Genomic DNA, 17,760 nt, shown 5'->3' with positions numbered 1-17,760 from the left:
ATTTAGCTAACTCAGGAAGAACGGTGGTAAAAGAGCTGAATGCTTTAAGAATCTTTTCTTCTAACCCTTGTGTTAACGATAAATCTTTCAAAATTGCAGATGAAGAATCATCAACAAAAGCAATGCAACGGAGAGCGATTCTGACTGGTGCCGTTGGGGTGGTGCTACTGGTAAGTGGTATTGTATCACATATTATGAAAATGCCTACTATAGGAACAGTTGGAGTGATTGCTGGATTGGCATGCATAAGCTTTGCGTTGTACAGTACCCTAGAACCGAGTACAAAGCTAGAGAAGGTAGAAGAGCTCTTCCGATCCAACGCAAGAGAACATTCCTAAAAAACACAGATATTAAAATAATTTCCTAAGAAATACTTCTAATTTACTAACCAAGTACTAAACCTGCTGCTATTTTCCTCAAGGCAATCCATCAACTTAATAGGTATATTGTTTACACTACTCATCTTCGTAGTCAGGATATTGTGGAGGAGCCTCTCCTTGCTTTTTAGTAACTTTTGGATATCTTGTTCCAGCTTCTGCTTCAATAATGCCACAACATTCTACTAAAAATTCCCAATTATCGCCATAATCAAAAAGAAAAATCATTTTTTTATCTGGCTCAAAAACCTTGTAGATATAAGAATTTTTGACGCTTTTTTCATTAGGCATAAACTATAATCAGTATTATAAAATAAAGTGTATACTTCATTACTTTCATAAATATCGTTTATGTTACTATAAAAACCAAATTAATGATCTAACTCAAAACTAAAGACCTTTATGATAGTTTCTGCAAATTTATAAAGACAGCTTTCAATTCCATCTCACGGTAGATTTTTTTGTCTAGAGAAACTTTAAATAAGTATACTTTCTTTTTCTTATCCACTTAATTTATCTTTAACTTACATTAAATTAACCAATAGCAAAAAAACAACACAAGTCAAACATAACCTTACCCACATATCTTACCCTATTCGGACTATTAGGAGAAATGCTATACTTTAGAAAAAGCTTAACTGAACTTTCATTCGTTCTGACAACACATACTTACTTTTAATGACCGATGATATGGTCGTTGCTGGAAATAGGCGTTCTTAGGCCTTGAAGATGACTGTTTACTTTCGGCAAATCGTCTAAATCATGCTCTATTTTTTGTGTTTCCATCTCAAATTTAAATCCCAATTTTTCACAGAATTTTTGAAAGTATTCTCTAATAATAGAGAGCAAGTTTCTATCTCCTTCTTTATAATTTTTTAATTCCTTGGGAACAGTGAGTGATAATTTACCGTCTTTATAGGTTACACCATCTTTTCCATCTTGAGACTCAAGTGTAAATTCCAGTGAGGTGGATAGACCACATATTTTTTCCCCTGGATTATCAAATTTGATTACAGGTATTTCCATATCAGACTTTACTCTTATGTTATTATGGTCAGTGTAATCAATATTCATTACTTTGTCAGGGTCTTGCGTTGTTAATCGATAATTGCTAAGTGCAGAGTGATATTCAATAAATATACCTGCTAAGTATCCTGCTTGATTACAATTAGTAACTAGTTCTTCTAAGATAGGGGCACTAGGAACTTCTGCTTCAGCATATTTAAACATTTCCTTAAAAACTTCCTTTACAAATGGTCGGTAGTTCTTATTCTCATCTCCTACTTTGAGTAATAGATGCATATGCTCTCTTCCAGCATTGTAAAATCTCTCAAAATCTCTACCGTACGAATTGGTTTTCTGATAATCAGGAATTTCAGGATTTTCACAATGACTTTCCCACAATTCACTTAACGCGTTATATGCAAGTTCTTTTTCAAGATCCTTAAGGACTGAATTAACAAAAGCCCTGCCATGATCTTTATCTATTTCTCTTTGTTTTTTGCTTGCGGCTTCAGCGCTATATATATCATAACTATTAAAAAGGTTGCTTTTGCGATATTTCGCTCCTTCCATTAACACAGAGGTTAAAACTGTATCTATAATCTTTCCATTAATAACAAAGTTCATTCTTGGAAGATCGAAATACATTGTTTCACCAGAGTGTGCTGATTTATTGCTCTCGCCAGCCTTTAATTTACTAAAGCTAAATTCTTTAATTTTAACCTTCAACGTAACTATTGGATTTGCTTCTGTCATAGTCCGTACTTATTAAAGCCCCTAAACTTGATTATAACATAAGAACCATTAATAGATTATTAACAACACCTAAACGCAACAAAGGCCTTACACCATCTGTACAACAAATACGCAAAGACAATAGAACTTTATTATATTCTATCTATAATGATTCAAAATAGCAAGCCTCAAACTAGAAGCCTGCTACCACTTACTGGTTACTTTACATCAATCTTCTTGATGTGTTTCTCTGACTTAGGTATGGTTACATGTAATACTCCATCTGAAAAACTAGCAGATACTTTATCTCGCTCCACATTTACTGGAAGCTGAATAGACCTATAGAAAGAGCCATAGTACCTTTCTCGATGATAAAACTGCTTATCTTTTGACTCGTTATCACATGTCTTTTCACCCTTCACTATTAAGCTATCGCCAGATATACTAATATCTATGCTTTCTTTGGAAATACCTGGTAACTCTAATGAGAGGCAATAGCTTTCCTTTGTTTCATAAAAGTCACAAGCTGGTAATAGACTGTTGCTTCTTCTGGAAAGCTCTGGATTCCATCCTGTAAAGAAGCTATCAAATATGTCATCAACGGCCCTTTGTAACCCTCTTACACTAAAGTTATCACGGTTATTGTTTTTATTTGAATGAACTATATTACTCATGTTGTACCTCCTTTCACTAATATGTGCATTATGTAATCATTCCACTTGTTAGTTTCAATACCTTATACCAAATATCATAAATAAGTAGGCAAATAACTCACAGAACAAATAGTTTTGATCGAACTTTCCGTAATATTACGAATGAATGCACATATAGTATCCTCCAATAAACTAATACCAATTCCTAAAAATAAATAGACAAATAAAGAAAAATTTCTAAAATAGAACAATTTAAGAATTAGTGAGGAGTTATGGCAGGAAAAAGTAAAGCAATAGGAGAAGAATGATATAATAAGTGTAACCTGGAATTAAAGAAGCACGGAATAAGAGGAGAGATAGGAAGAAGATTACAGGCAATAATATCTGGAAAAGAATATGGAATAACAAAAGTTGCTCAAATATACCGAATTACTAGAACTACATTGATGAAGTGGATTACAAGATTTAAGGAAGGAGGAGTCGATGCGTTTAAAATACAACCAGGACGTGGAGTAAAGCCGAAGTTGAGCTACAAGCAGCAAGAAGAAATTAAAAATGTCATAGCAGAAGAAGGAGCCAACCTAACGGCTAAGAAATTAAAAATCATAATTGAGAAAATGTTTTCTATTGAGGTAAGTAAGTCTACAGCACATGGACTGATGCAAAAGTTAGGTTTTTCGTATATTACTCCAAGGCCTGTGCACAATAAACAGGATAAAAATAAACAAGAAAAGTTTAAAAAAAAATCTTAATGAAACTATTGTCACGTATCCCGAAAAAGAGCTATTTTTCTTCGATGAATCGCGGTTTGGCACACATTCAAAGATTGGACACGGGTGGTTTAAAAACTTACTATTACCCACAAATATAAATGTTTGTTGCATAGCTCTTAATGGCATAACTTTTGCTTGAAATAACTGTTTATATGGTGCAATTTACAGCTTTTAGTTGCTAAAATTATAACTCTTAGTTTAATAATTTTAATCTAATAAGCTTTCAGGTTAATAAAATTAAATTATTTGAGTAAATACAATACTATGTTTTTATTTGTGGGTAATAGTAAGGTTTAAAAAAGGCATTAGGACACAGGTTAAGGTGAAATTAGGTAGGCAAAACTTTTATCTCTATAGTGCAGTTAATCCTAGAAATGGAGAGACTTCTAGTTTATTCGCACCAAACGTCAATACTGATTGTATGAATATATTCCTTGAGCAGATGTCACAATATTTAGGAACAAGGGAGGCATTTCTTATTGTGGATTGTGCAGGATGGCATAGATCCAAAGGTTTAAAAATACCACAAAATATTACCTTAATCTACTTACCTCCATATTCACCAGAGTTAAATCCAGTAGAGCATTTATGGCAATATTTGAAAGACAATCTCATTAAAAATAGAATATATGACTCTGTTAGTTTATTGGAGGATACTATATGTGCATTCATTCGTAATATTACGGAAAGTTCGATCAAAACTATTTGTTCTGTGAGTTATTTGCCTACTTATTTATGATATTTGGTATTATACCTAAATTTTGGATTAGTGATAAAAAAGCTAGAGGAAGAATGGACTATGGATTTGTCGAATTGGACTTTGAATACTTGATATCTTCTTTCCAGATAGATTGAAAACGAAGTTGTATAAAAAATGCTGCTTTGAATGGTTATTTTTGAAATATTTGAGCCTGATTTTTAAATTCCCCTTTCATTTACTAACTGATTGCAATAAGCTTCTTTCATAAAGCTAGATGGAACATATGATTTTTCTATTGTACAATCTGACTGTTTCATAGTTTTAGCTAACTCTTCAGAAACGTCACTGTTTATTTCAAAATAACCATCTTCTATGCCTATAGAAACATTTTTTCCTCCTAAAAGACAGCTCCCCCCTAAACTTGATTTATCCTCCAACTTACTAAAACGTGCTATGCTTTCTTCGTTGGCGAGCTTTACTTCTATTTTATTATTATCTCTATCACTAGGAGATAAATAAACACTGACCTTCCCAAAGTAAGTAGTAAAAGACATTTCAATTCTACCCTCCGAAATGTCGGTGTAATTCCTAACTCCTTCTTCATTTTCAACTCTAACTATACTTTCTCCAACTTGAAGCATACCAATTTCCAGACCTAAATTTTTAGCTTTTTTATTGTTGAATATTCTTGCAACTTCGACAACACTATCTTTTGGATATTTTATACAAAAGTGTCCATTGTCCATCTCTAACTCAAAATCATGATCATCAGTTTTTACACTTACGTCTACGATACTTTTGTACACCAAGTCCTTAAGTTCTAAAAGTATTTTTTCTCGTTGATCTAGAGCGTATCTATCTGAGCAAATTATGTTCACGAAATCGCCATGTTCTTCATCGCTAAATCTATTTAAAGACGCACCTCTTGATACTATTTGCAATATCTTTTTCTCATCTAAAAATCCATAAATTCGGGTAGTATCGTAAGAAAAATATAGCTTTTGCAATGTATCAATTATGCGATCCACTAAAGATATATTAGCTTTATACGGAAGAGTGAACATTACTCTTTGTTTCAGCGCCTCGCTTACAATTTTATCAAGTCTTTTATTGCACTCTTCATAATCCTCTTCATTACCATAGTTACCCAAAGCATCCAATTCATCATGAATATTATCTATTTTTTGCCAAATACTTTCATATTTTTCTCTTTCTCTTTCTCTTAATTTTACTTTTGCTAAGGAAAAAGAATCTTTTTTACGTATTATGTTTGCATTGTAGACTAGTTGACCGTAGGTCCTACCAACAATTTCATCATAATCAAAGCAATAGCTAACATTATAGTCACTTTCACTAGTTGATTCCTGATCATTGCTACTTTCATCGTCATCTTTATTCCATACTTCAATATCGTAATCAGTGTTTTCAAGGTTTTTGTCTTCACTTGTTCGATAATCTTGATTGTTTTCTACTTTTTCGTACAGCCAGGTTGATTTTTGATCATCGCTACTTTCATCGTCATCTTCATTCCATACTCCAATGTCGTAGTTAGTATTTTTAGGTTTTTTATCTTCACCTGTTTGATAATCTTCTGCTTCTCTATATAGCCATATTGATTCCTGGTCATCATTATCATTGATACGCCTCATTTCCACTTTTGTTGTAGACTGAGGTCTTACTATTTCTTTTCTTACGTTTTCTTTGTTTAATTCATCTTCAAGAGACACTTCATTACTAATATAGAAGTTTTTCTGTTTTAAACTCTCATTTTCATTCTGCAATGAACTAAATTCTGCAAACAGTTCTTCACGCTCTGATAAATAAACATAGAGCTGGCCTATTACATCATTAAGTTCCTTATCTTTTTCTAATATCTGGTTTTCATAATTACTCTTCAAATCCTCTATACTGTCTACCAGCACTACACTTTCTTTTCTTAGTCTACTTGAGTTAGATTCAACCAAATTTAACCTTTGCTGTAACTCTTCATTTTTTTTGTCTATCATCTGTATTTCACTCTTCATATCTTCTAATTTGCTGTCCAAGTTCCCTATTATGTCATTTTTATTCTTCACGTCCAATAATACTTTTTCTATTTCTTGTTTTAGCTGTTCAATTTCTTGGCCATTTTTAGTTAATTCTCTTGTTTTTCTTTGTAATTGAGCTTCAAGCTCTTTAATTTTCTTTTCTAGGATCTGATTTTTCTTGCTGAGCTCACTCACTTCTTGATCATACTCTTCCGCTATACCTTTATAGCATTCCAAGAGCTTTTCATTTTTCTTGAGATCAAAGTTTTCTTGTTGCAGCCTTTCTATTTCACCATCTGAATTATCTATTACTTGGTTACCCTCACTACCAATCTCAAATATCTCTTCAGAAGCTTACTATTACCCACAAATAAAAACATAATATTGTATTTACTCAAATAATTTAATTTTATTAACCTGAAAGCTTATTAGATTAAAATTATTAAACTAAGAGTTATAATTTTAGCAACTAAAAGCTGTAAATTGCACCATATAAACAGTTATTTCAAGCAAAAGTTATGCCATTAAGAGCTATGCAACAAACATTTATATTTGTGGGTAATAGTAAGCTTCAGAAGTAATCGTAAAATCTTTAAATACGCAAGGCAAAGTAGTGTCTTCAAGGTTATTACTATCAAATGAGTTATATTGTACTACCTGCCTTGAACCTTACTATTACCCACAAATAAAAACATAGTATTGTATTTACTCAAATAATTTAATTTTATTAACCTGAAAGCTTATTAGATTAAAATTATTAAACTAAGAGTTATAATTTTAGCAACTAAAAGCTGTAAATTGCACCATATAAACAGTTATTTCAAGCAAAAGTTATGCCATTAAGAGCTATGCAACAAACATTTATATTTGTGGGTAATAGTAAGGCCTTGAACTAGGCATACTTATACCTTTCTATTAACAAAGGCACACAATGCATTATATTTACTATATACGCAACTGATTTAAACATAATTTATTTACTAATTCATATTGTGAATTTTTATAAAATAGGTTTATATGCAAAATATTATAATAACGTTAAAGCACGTAGCTAATACCATTATTAGTACAGTATAAAGGGCCTTTTTGCCTATAATTGAAGAGTTTAAGCAAATTCATAATATACCTCATTTATCTTCTAATAACGAAAATTTGTATCGAAACAGATAAGACCATAAGTATGAAATTCAAAGAGGAATGAATCAGTTAAATCAAGAATAGATGTTGTGTTATAGTAGTGATTATGCTAATTATTGGGTCGTTTGGTTAAAAGGTAATTGTGAAAAGGGGTAAGAATTTGACTGAAGATAAAAAATTAGCATCTGACATTCTAAAAGAGGTTGCAGGTACTGGTACTGCTGATAGTGATAAAGTGACATTGTTTGACATTAAAACAGCTTTACAAGAACGTGGTTTTGGTATTTTAATAATCATCTTCTCCTTGCCGCTATCGGTGCCTATACCGGTTCCACCTGGTTATACAACTATTCTTTCTATACCTTTAATCTTGTTTTCATTACAACTTCTGCTTGGGTTTCATTCTCCCTGGATGCCACGTTGGTTGGAAAGGAAATCCTTTAAACGTTCAACATTAGCCCTTGTGGTTAAAAAAACTTTACCTGCATTAAAAAAAATAGAAAAGTTCATGAAACCGAGAATGTCTTTTATCTTCTGTGGGCCAGGTGAAAAGATTTTGGCATTTATAATGCTGGTTTGCGTATTGGTGATAGCCAATCCGCTTCCGTTGACTCACTTCATTCCAGCAATCGGTACGACTCTTATTTCACTTGGTATTATGAATAAAGACGGGCTTGTCTCGATACTTGGAGTGTTGGTATCCTTGTGTGGAATATTATTTGCTCTTATTGTAATAGTAAAAGGTCCACAGCTTATAATTAGTGCGTTTTCTTTTCTCAAGAGTTTTGCATACGGTTAATCTTGAGCTATTAGCAAATTAGATATTCTATAGAAATACCATGGCAACCAGTGTGGAAGCAAATTCTTTTGTTTACTGTTTGTGTCTCAAAAGCATAAAAAAGTACGTACTGTTGTGAGAACAATTTAAACAAAAGCGGCGTTTTAAAAGTAAAAGCTTGGAATTTTTACAACAAAGTTAGGCAAAACAGTTCATATGTAGATTTAGCGAAAGTAAGCCAATATAGGTGATTTCAGCGTATAATAAAATCACCATATAAAAAAGTTCGTATGTATCGTTTGGAAGACCATGCCATCCCAAAGAAAAGTGTTCTCACGGCCCTTGGTTTTTAATGCTGGAAATGGTTATATCACTTAATTTCTTAGCAAAATACAATACTAAATTAATAGCAATTCATTTGAGAGTAAAAACTAAGGCGAATTTATAATATGTCCTATTTGTCTTTTCAGTAACGAAGGTTGGTATAATTTTTTTCTTTAATAAATAGAAAATCATGATATATTAAGCATTTTAGTGAGGCAAATAATGAATTACACTTTAACGCCATCGCTTGAGCATATAACTCTAGTTAAGATAGCTATCACATTGTGGAACCAGGACGACATTAGGGCCTTGACGGCAAGGTTCTATTTTCGATCGTTAATTCTCAGTGAAAGACGGAAAGAGTGGCAAGTAGTAGAAGATAAGGTAATAGAAAAAATACCAGAGCTCCTGTTACCAGAACCCCTAAAAAAGAAAGTATTGAACTTTATCAAACCAATAGGCCTGGAGATATTAAAGTGGAGGGAGTATCATGATCAAAACTCCTATCTTGGTATAGATCTGCCAAATGAGCTTTGTTGGACACCACAAGGGACAGTAGATAAAAAGGAAACAGCAGTGGTGTTAATTAAAGATGAGAATTTAGATATTACCAGACGCTATAGACTGGCATGTATTTACTGTTTAGAGGATGATATTCGGGAACTATGGAGCAAGATGCCTGAAAATCGCAGAAAGTCTTTTTATAGCGAAGAAGATCCAAGAAAAGTTAGGCAGCAGGAATTAGTGGTTCTTTGGACATATTATACAAAAGGAGAAGTGAATAAGCTGGATAATATGATTGAAAGAAGATGGCAAAGTAAGTGTTCTCCTTATCAATATGCATTTGAATATGCAGCAGTTGGTGGTAATAAAGCGGCAACTGAGTATTTTTTGCAAAAACTAACTTCCAAGGAAAAAGAAGAGTCGTTAGTAAGATCTGCAGGATATGTAGCAGATAGACGTTGTGACTCTGCTCGCAATCGTACTGACCTTCCTAAAGAACACTATGCTGATGTTTTATGTTTTTTACTCTCACAAATGAATGAAGAGCAACAAACAGAAGTATTTAAAAGCTACCCTTATGAAGTGTTAAAATGCTTGTTAGATTGGCCTTGGCAAAGTTTCTTTATGAAAACGGTGAGTCGTATGTGGGATTTTCTTTCTGGAAAGGATTGTAATTATTTTTTGAGGGAAATGGTCGATAAAGTGATAGAGGGCCACAAAGATTATGACTATCAAAAGCTTTTTGGGAAATTTTGGCAGCAAAGCCCAGATGCTCATAAAAGGTATGTTATAGATGAATGTTCTAGTGGGTCTCTATTGTCAAAGTTACTTAAGATTGAAGATAAAGAGAATGTTAAGCTAATTTTAAAAGATGCAACTCTTATTGAAAAAGAAAAAATCATTTTTTACCGTGAAGGTAAGGATATCTGTGAGAGTTTAATTTATAACAATAAATGGGATTTACTAAAATTCTTTATTCAGGAGTGTATATTGTCCAAAGAAGTAATAATTAAGTTTAAAGAAAAGTTCAAGGAACGTATCATATGCCGTCGCTCGGAAGAAAAGTTAGAGAAAGAAAAGGATATGTGGAATAAGGCTTTTCAGTTGCTGGATGACCTTATTCACAAAGGTAACAAAAAGAGAAGTATGGAAGAAAGTGATAGTAGTCCAGCTAAAAGGCTTCATAGTATAGAATTTAAAGAAGTAGCACGTAGTATGAAAAAATAGGTGGAAAAGTGCCAAAAGCAACAGCTAAAACAAAACACATTAAACATAAGCCTGAATTAATAGAATTGTTACTTACAGAACCAATTAACTTAGGTAACGATAAAGGTAATCCAATTCTTGCGGTGGATAAAGAAAAGCCCGTAGGGTTTGCTGAAAAGTTTAGTTTATTTCTTAGTGAGACTCCAGATATTGGCTCGACGTCTGATCCAGAGTTTTTTATTCATGGTATTTTAGGTTCAGTTTTAATACTTCCTGAAAGTGGGCTAGTAGAAAAGCTTGGTATCGATAAGGTATATGTTAAGCATACTGAGGTTGGTGTACAAGATAGTAGAAAAAAAGGTAAAGCTAATGTTGTAAAGCTATGTTTTTCTCTTAAAAAAGATGGAAAGAAGCAAGTAGCCCTTAGAGTTTTTACGAATGATGGAATTACAGGTGGTAGAAATCCAGAAGATAAGTATCGTTATAGTGACGATGAACTTAAGGAAATAGCGGGAAAATTGGGTATTTCTGATATAGATAACGTAGATGAACATGTGTTCCGTATTTGTACTGAAGGAGAACCAGGCAATAAATCATTCAGACTACATAAATGGCAGATAGGTAGAGTAAAAGAAAAATTTAAGATAGCAGCATCTTCTCAATCTCAGGTTAATAACGAATTTAAAGAGATTAGTGTAGCTCAGTCTATAAACTTAGAAGATTCATTTAAAGAGCTTTCTAATGGAGATATAAAGGAAGTAATAGGTAGTACGGAAAAAATTTTCAAAGAATTTGCTAGCGTATATCGAGATAATCAAGAAAAATTTTCGCTAAGCAATTCAGAAGCAGCGTATCATGGGTTTCACTATGGAGCTTTAGCATTAAACTTTAAATATCGCTATGATCTTAACTGTTACGCTGAACGTACCGCAGGTAATGGACGTGCAGATCTGATATTTATGTCACGTACGAGAAAAGGTACAAATGACAGGATGAACCCAAAACCTATTCCAGTAGTTGTTGAGTTTAAAGGAGAAGGTCATACTGCTGATGAAGCCATAGCACAGATCAAGAACAAAGGCTACCTATATAACCTAAGCGTTAGAACTAAAGCAGAAGAGGCGGTTATATTAGGGATGAGTTGTGCTGAAGTAAAGACAGAACAAGCTAAGATTTTTCAATCGCAAGGCTTCCTGCAGCGATTATTAGAAGAGATGAAAAGGTTCAATCAGAATCGTATAAGTGAAATTAAAAATGTTTTAAAGGGTGAATTGAAGAATTTATATCATTCAATTCAGAGCCATAATCGCCATTATTTGAGTAAATTAGTATTTGGGCAGGTTTTAGCTGTAGACGATGATGAATTAGATAAATATATTTTTACTTATACGAATCAAGATGAAAGTATAGGAAGAGAAGCTACCACACTTGTGCTATCAAACCAGGCCAAGAGTGAGGCAGTAATATTAAATATTATAGAACGTAGTGGTGAGCAGAGAGCACTTAGGGGGAAAAAGGAATCTGATAGTAAAAGGACTCCCCCAATTGATGGGCTGAGAATCAATTCTGCAGTTAAAATTGATGTAACAATAAACACGGGAGTACAGCATAAACCAGATGGATTTGAAGTAGAAGGGGAAGAAGATAAATCTTATTATCAGGGTATAAATATAGAAAAAGTCTCTGGTAGTTCTCAAGGTAAGTTTCAGGGTCAATTCGAAAAGATAGAGAATGTTAAGGTTGGTAATTTAGTTAAAGGTCTACGGAAAAGTATTGACATAGAAAGAACAAGTGGTGACAAAAAAAGAAGTGATAGGAAACTAGGAGAATCATTGTCTCCTTTAGCGGAAGTCTTGTTTCCTTTCAAGGGATTAATCAAAAAAGAAATAGACTTTCAAGCAATAATACAAGGCTTATTTATAAATGAAGAAACTGAAGATGGTAAAGAGATTAGAGTGTATATGGAATCTAATGCATCTCCACAAGGGAGGATAGACCTAGCGTTATCTTTTACACAACTATCAGAAAATGATGACTCTTTCATAGAAGATGATCCAATTATCATAGAGTTAAAACTTGCTAATAGTGATAACGATGCAAATAGTAAACTAAAGCAAGCAAAAGAACAGCTGAGTGAGAAATATAAAGTTCTCAGGTCCTTCACTGATAAAAAGACAGCTAAGCATGTAGCTATGGTTTTCAATATTAGAGCCAGAGACAAGAATAATGTAATCAAGGTAAGCGCGCAGGATGTTAAAGTTGACCATACTTCCAGTAGCTCTCCTGAAAAGAAAAGACCAGGATCTCCACTTGCTGGATGCCCCAAGAGAAGGAGAGTGAGAAATGTGGATGTATTATGCATAGACTCGAATGATGAAGAGAGCATTGAAGAGAAAGAGAGAAAAGAAGAGTTTATGAAAGAACTATTCAATACTGATAAGATGAGGGAAAGAGCAAAAAGCATTGAGTTTTATGATCAACTTTTTAAGGTATCTGATCAGATGTTCAAAGAAGGAACTATAGATCCAAGTATCAAAGAAGCTCTTATAGTAAAGCTCAAAAATATAGATCTAAATTCAATAGATCCAGAGATTAGAGATATTGTGAAGGAAATGAAGAACAATGTAGAAAATAAAGAAGAAATAGAAAATATCCTGAGAAGATATGGAGTAGCAGAAAAAATAGGAAAAGTAGCAGAAGGTGCAGGTTTTGCCTTTACAATGTTTTTAGTTGGTAAACATATAGTAAATGGAGACATAGAAGGATTAGGCTATGATGCATTAAATCTCTGGGTAATGCCAAAGATTGGCGAAAAAATCTCTGGAAAGATATTAGAGTTAGGAACAAAGCTTGATTCTCAGATGCTAAAGGGGTTTGCGCCAGTTATGGGACGTGCTATAGGTAATTTTGCAGCATTTTTAGGGTTAGCGGAGTCAATAAAGGCTCATCAGAGTGCAACAGATCCAGTAGATATAAAGATTGCTGACCTAAACATTGCAACTAATTCCATTTTTATAGCTGCAGATGTACCTGCGGTTGTTACTGAGACAATGTCAGCTATAGGTATGGAAGCTGGAATAATAGGAGAATTTGCTGGTCCAGTTGGTGCCGCTGTTTCAGTTGCTGTAATCATTATAGCACAGTTTGTAGAAGCAGGACTTGAAGTAGAAAAATTAACAGAACAAATGAATCTTACAGATCAGGAGAGACATGATCTTTATTGGGATTTCTTTCTTGGTAAAAAAGTACCAGATTATATAAAAGATGACATAGAAGCAGAAAGTATATATAAACAATATGTATCAAAGCTTATAAGCCAATATAAAAATAATTATGATAAAATAGTTATGTCATTGCCTTATATATTGGCTACAAAGGAGGAGCGTGGTGATGCGGAAATACAACTCTTCAGAGTTTACTGTCGTACTAACACAAAAATAGTTGATACTAAGTTTGGTTTTGGATTCAATACAAATGTTACACATCCATTTCATATCAGTGATATTAATTCTAGGGTGGTTCCTACAAACATTGAGAGTTATAGTGTCGTTTGCGGACCACGTGATAGTGATGTTAAAGTACAAGTTGATAATCCTTCATGTACTGACTGTGTTGTAAATGGAATTGGTTCAGGATGTGATAGTTTATATGATCATAGCAACGTATTATTGAATAGAACATTTGAAAAGTGGTTTTTACAAGAGTATCCTAGCGACTGTTATAATGCGGTTATATATAGAAATACAAATTCCCGTGGGTATGGGAGCATGTATCATATACTATCTCAAGATGCTAATATTAATGTTGTTTTTCAAGAAAAGGATATTTTAAATGGTGATCGAGATAGGAGAGATAAGATAGAAAATAGGTACTATTTTGAAAAGTCGCTGGATAGCTGTAAGGTACATAATCCAGGTAGAAATTTCTTTTACATAGCAGGAAAGTTTTCTTGTGATTTAGGGGCAGATGGGCAAAAGAACATAGTCATAACACAAGGTAATCTTACTACAGATTCAATAAACATACATTCTATTGTTGGCAGCAACAAAGCTAATCATATAAAAGTTTCTTATGCAGATTATACAGACGGTAAAGGTGGCAATGATGTAATAACAGCAAAGAACTTTACTACAATAAAGGGTTATTTTGGTGATTCTATTTATGGAAAGGGTTTAGTATTATTACCAATAAATCTTAGTGATATAGGTAATATCACTCATACTAATAATATAACAACCATCTATAATAAAAGTGGAGCTTTTATAAGTATAGATAAACAGATATTGGTAAAAACAGCAGATGGTTCGTTTGTAACTCCGACAAAAGTAGACAATAAAACTGGTGTAGTAACAAACTTACATGTAACAAAAAGCGTAGGTAATGACGTTGTGTTAGATGATGAATTGGATAATTTAAGAAAAATAGACAATTCAAACTTTAGTATTACAAAGCAATTATCAAGCGCCAATTATCATAGCACTATAGGTGGCTCTAGCAATCATATTTTTTATCCTGATAAAGAGCATCATAATTTTTACTGGGAAGCTCCAAGTAATATAAGTCATCTTTATCTCTTCGATAACAGAAACGCTAATATTACGATTGCTCAAGCAAATGGTATACTAGATTTTAGCCAATTAAATTGTACATTAAGCGATATACAATTTATAGGAAATGATAAAGGAGAAATAAAGGTTAACAAAAATGATTTACATGTAACTTTGCTACCAGATTATAAAGATGTTACAGTTACATTTGACGGAAAAGAATATTACAAATTTCAAAATGGGGAACTAGAGCGTGATTATTGTTCTCATAGCTTTAAAGTAGATGGAAGATTCAGTGTTAATGGTACTGACCTGTTAAATCATCATAATTGTTTCACGTTTGATTCAGATAAAGTGCTTTTTTTGAAGCTAAATAATGATTTGCTATTGTTATCAGATAGAGGGGCATTATCAATATCGAATTATTATTCTTTTGTTCATAAAAATTGGGATTTATCCATAAGGCTAAATAATAGAATTGTGGAACCAGGAGAATTTGGAGAAAGAGCTGATAAATTTAGTTCTTTCAGATATTATAAACCAGATGAGCAAGGGTTACAGATTTATCATAACCAACCTGTTAACAAAAATGATATTGGTTTAGTTGATTTAAAAGATAAGTCTATATTAAATTTCGATATGAAAGTTATGAATGATATCTTATTGCTATCACATAAAAATAACACTCTTGTAAAAGTAGAAAATTGGAATACTTATCAGCCAGCAAAAGAAATAATGTTTGCTTTTAATGATGCAGTGGTTTCTAACTCAAAATGTATAACTTCTATTTGTAATCCAGAAGATGTTATAGTGGAGTTTAATAAGGAAAAAGTAATTTTATTAAAAAAACTGGTGCTCAATGTTATAGCGAAAGATAATTTTAATAAAGCTAAACATTTAATTAAAAGTACTAATTTTGAAGGTGGGGATGAATTAAGGTATTTATACTTAACTATCATTGCTATTCAAATGTGTAGACTGCACTCAGTCATAACTCTTTTTAATAGAGGGTATTTTAGCATCAGAGATAAAGACATTCATGTTCTGCGCTGGGCTATTCAGGAGGGTAAATTAGACATAGCTAAGTTTCTTATTGATCAAGGCGCTGATATTGAGTCTCGAAACGCATACAATGAAAGACCCTTGCATCTTGCTGTTAAAGCAGGCAGTTTGGATATAATAAAGCTTCTTTTTAATAAAGGTGCTAATGTCAACGCTACAGATATGTATGGCCAAACGCCTTTAAGCTTGGCTATTCGAAGGAATTGTAGAGACATAGTAGAGTTTTTAAGACAAGCACAATTGGATTTAGATAGAGAATTGTCAAATGCGACACAAGATAGCTGTTCTGGTAAAATTAAAAGTCTTGTAAGTCGAGGTGCTAATATTAACATCAGAAATAATGATCGTAATACTCCTCTGCACCTAGCAGCTAAAAAGGGTTACTTGTGTATGGTAAAAGAGCTCATAGAGAACGGTGCTAGAGTTGATGTTAAGAACCGCTTTGATGAAACTCCTCTACACTGCGCTGCTGGAGAAGGTTTTTCAGATGTAGTAAAAGAGCTCATAAGGAGAGGGGCTAATATTGCTGCCCGAGATGGCAATTTTTATCGTACTCCTCTGCATTTGGCTGCTAAAGAAGGTCGCTTAGATGTAGTAGGGAAGCTCATAGAGAACAATGCTGATATTAATATTCGGAATGACTATGGTAGCACCCCTCTATATAAGGCTGCTGAGGAAGGCTACTTGAGTACAGTAAAAAAGTTCATGGAGAATGGAGCACACATTAGTATTAAGAATAGATATGGCAGAACACCACTAGATATTGCTAGAGATAAAGGACATGATAGTGTTGTGCAATATTTAGAAGGGATCGAAAGAGAAAGAGGAAAACCTGTACAACGTAAACGCCGTCATCATCATGGGGATCACGATCGTCATCATAGTCACTTATCACATAAACCTCTTGCTATAGATTTAAGTAATCAACCTGAGATAGTAGCTAGGCAAGATGTGTCAAAGAATTCATTGCAGGGTGATGATACAGGCTATAACAAGGAAAAAGCTACAAGTGTAGGGAATAAGCCATCTTCATGGATAAATGATTTATTTGGTTGGGTAAAGAGCTCTATAGGTGGGTTATTAGGTTCTAGAGCTGCTTTACCTGAGAAAACATTCACTCAAAGTTCAATCTCACAAATTAGTGCACCAATTGATGTAAATGGTACAATAATGTTACTTGATTTATTAATTAGAAAAGTTACAGGTCAAAAGTATATTTCTACAGTAGGTCAGTCTATATCCCCACTAGAGGCACAGGGATATACACTCAATATTACAAAGGAATTTGAGAAAGTAGTAGAGCAAGCTGGATTAAAAAGTGGTGTATCAATGCATCGATTGAATATTGATTTTGTGGAAATACAGAAAGAAGTTACAGGGAAAATCATGAGTGGTAAATTTGATGAGATCTCAGGAGTTTTAAGTTCGTATTTAGAGAAAGCATGTCCTGGTAGAGAAGCAGGATGTCCTGGTAAGTTAAGTTCGAAGAAGCTTGACAAGTTTATGGTAGAGTTTAATAGCAGGCTAAATGTTGTACTAAATCAATCAATACAGCAGATATTACACAATGGAGATGGTACATTAGAAGTTGATGGTGCAAAGCAAATGAGTTTAGAGCCTCAAAGTTATTTAAGTAATGCTTCAGTTCACAGCCATTCAAAAGTATCAACTTGTCTTTCTGAGATAGGAGTAACTAAGCTTGGAGGTAATATCAATAGGTAGGTTATAATATAAGAGGTGCAGCTATAAAATGCCAAGTAGTGGAAAATTTAAAGTGAAGGTAGCCAAAATAATTAGGGATACCAGACCAAGTTTGATGGTCCTAATACTAAAATGGATGAAGTAGACATTAAATGCTAAGTGGTTAATGTGTTTTCCATATTGAACTTATAGCACATAGCTTTGATATAGAAGTTTGGGTAACGTTATGATAGT

At 33.2% G+C, this 17,760-nt stretch carries 8 protein-coding genes and 2 pseudogenes; 6 read left to right on the top strand and 4 right to left on the bottom strand.

Translation table 11 applies throughout. From position 1 onward, the window contains the following. A pseudogene (locus OM961_RS07320) lies at positions 1 to 338 on the top strand (hypothetical protein); the annotation flags it as partial. A gap of 117 nt (positions 339 to 455) precedes the next feature. On the opposite strand, the gene OM961_RS07315 reads toward OM961_RS07320, so the two are convergent. The 3 genes from OM961_RS07315 to OM961_RS07305 all read right to left on the bottom strand — a co-directional run bounded on the left by OM961_RS07315 (position 456) and on the right by OM961_RS07305 (position 2,788). Then, entirely contained in the window at positions 456 to 668 is a 213-nt protein-coding gene (locus OM961_RS07315) for a plasmid pRiA4b ORF-3 family protein (protein ID WP_141456728.1), read from the bottom strand. A gap of 384 nt (positions 669 to 1,052) precedes the next feature. Further along, complete coding sequence (locus OM961_RS07310) at positions 1,053 to 2,135, bottom strand: hypothetical protein (RefSeq protein WP_264339566.1); 1,083 nt, start codon at positions 2,133 to 2,135, stop codon at positions 1,053 to 1,055. A 197-nt stretch (positions 2,136 to 2,332) separates the two neighbouring features. After that, on the bottom strand, positions 2,333 to 2,788 hold the full coding sequence (locus OM961_RS07305; RefSeq protein WP_141456730.1) for an Hsp20/alpha crystallin family protein: 456 nt from the start codon (positions 2,786 to 2,788) through the stop codon (positions 2,333 to 2,335). Positions 2,789 to 3,090: 302 nt separating this feature from the next. Between OM961_RS07305 and OM961_RS07300 the strand changes: the two genes are divergently transcribed. Then, positions 3,091 to 3,519, top strand: a complete 429-nt coding sequence (locus OM961_RS07300; protein ID WP_319606717.1) for a helix-turn-helix domain-containing protein — start codon at positions 3,091 to 3,093, stop codon at positions 3,517 to 3,519. A gap of 313 nt (positions 3,520 to 3,832) precedes the next feature. After that, positions 3,833 to 4,279: pseudogene (locus OM961_RS07295) on the top strand (IS630 family transposase); the annotation flags it as partial. A 179-nt stretch (positions 4,280 to 4,458) separates the two neighbouring features. Here OM961_RS07295 and OM961_RS07290 read toward each other — a convergent pair. Next, a complete protein-coding gene (locus tag OM961_RS07290; RefSeq protein WP_264339067.1) occupies positions 4,459 to 6,504 on the bottom strand; it encodes a hypothetical protein in 2,046 nt (681 codons plus the stop codon). Positions 6,505 to 7,546: 1,042 nt separating this feature from the next. Here OM961_RS07290 and OM961_RS07285 point away from each other — a divergent pair. From OM961_RS07285 to OM961_RS07275, 3 genes are all read left to right on the top strand, one after another. Continuing rightward, on the top strand, positions 7,547 to 8,203 hold the full coding sequence (locus OM961_RS07285; protein ID WP_264339068.1) for an exopolysaccharide biosynthesis protein: 657 nt from the start codon (positions 7,547 to 7,549) through the stop codon (positions 8,201 to 8,203). A 525-nt stretch (positions 8,204 to 8,728) separates the two neighbouring features. Next, positions 8,729 to 10,237: a hypothetical protein gene (locus OM961_RS07280; protein WP_264339069.1), complete on the top strand. Its 1,509-nt coding sequence runs from the start codon at positions 8,729 to 8,731 to the stop codon at positions 10,235 to 10,237. An 8-nt stretch (positions 10,238 to 10,245) separates the two neighbouring features. After that, positions 10,246 to 17,547 carry an ankyrin repeat domain-containing protein gene (locus tag OM961_RS07275; protein WP_264339070.1) on the top strand — a complete coding sequence of 2,434 codons (7,302 nt, stop codon included), beginning with the start codon at positions 10,246 to 10,248 and terminating at the stop codon, positions 17,545 to 17,547. Positions 17,548 to 17,760: the final 213 nt, after the last annotated feature.

The organism is Wolbachia endosymbiont (group A) of Cydia splendana, from assembly GCF_947179475.1.
GTDB lineage: Bacteria > Pseudomonadota > Alphaproteobacteria > Rickettsiales > Anaplasmataceae > Wolbachia > Wolbachia pipientis.
The sequence above is the reverse complement of the archived record's forward strand: the minus strand, read 5'-3'. Positions and strand labels throughout refer to the sequence as shown.

What these genes read in the sequence shown, in the direction of transcription:
- OM961_RS07315 (WP_141456728.1), bottom strand. Translation starts at nt 668, where the DNA reads ATGCCTAATGAAAAAAGCGTCAAAAATTCTTATATCTACAAGGTTTTT.
- OM961_RS07310 (WP_264339566.1), bottom strand. Translation starts at nt 2,135, where the DNA reads ATGACAGAAGCAAATCCAATAGTTACGTTGAAGGTTAAAATTAAAGAA.
- OM961_RS07305 (WP_141456730.1), bottom strand. Translation starts at nt 2,788, where the DNA reads ATGAGTAATATAGTTCATTCAAATAAAAACAATAACCGTGATAACTTT.
- OM961_RS07280 (WP_264339069.1), top strand. Translation starts at nt 8,729, where the DNA reads ATGAATTACACTTTAACGCCATCGCTTGAGCATATAACTCTAGTTAAG.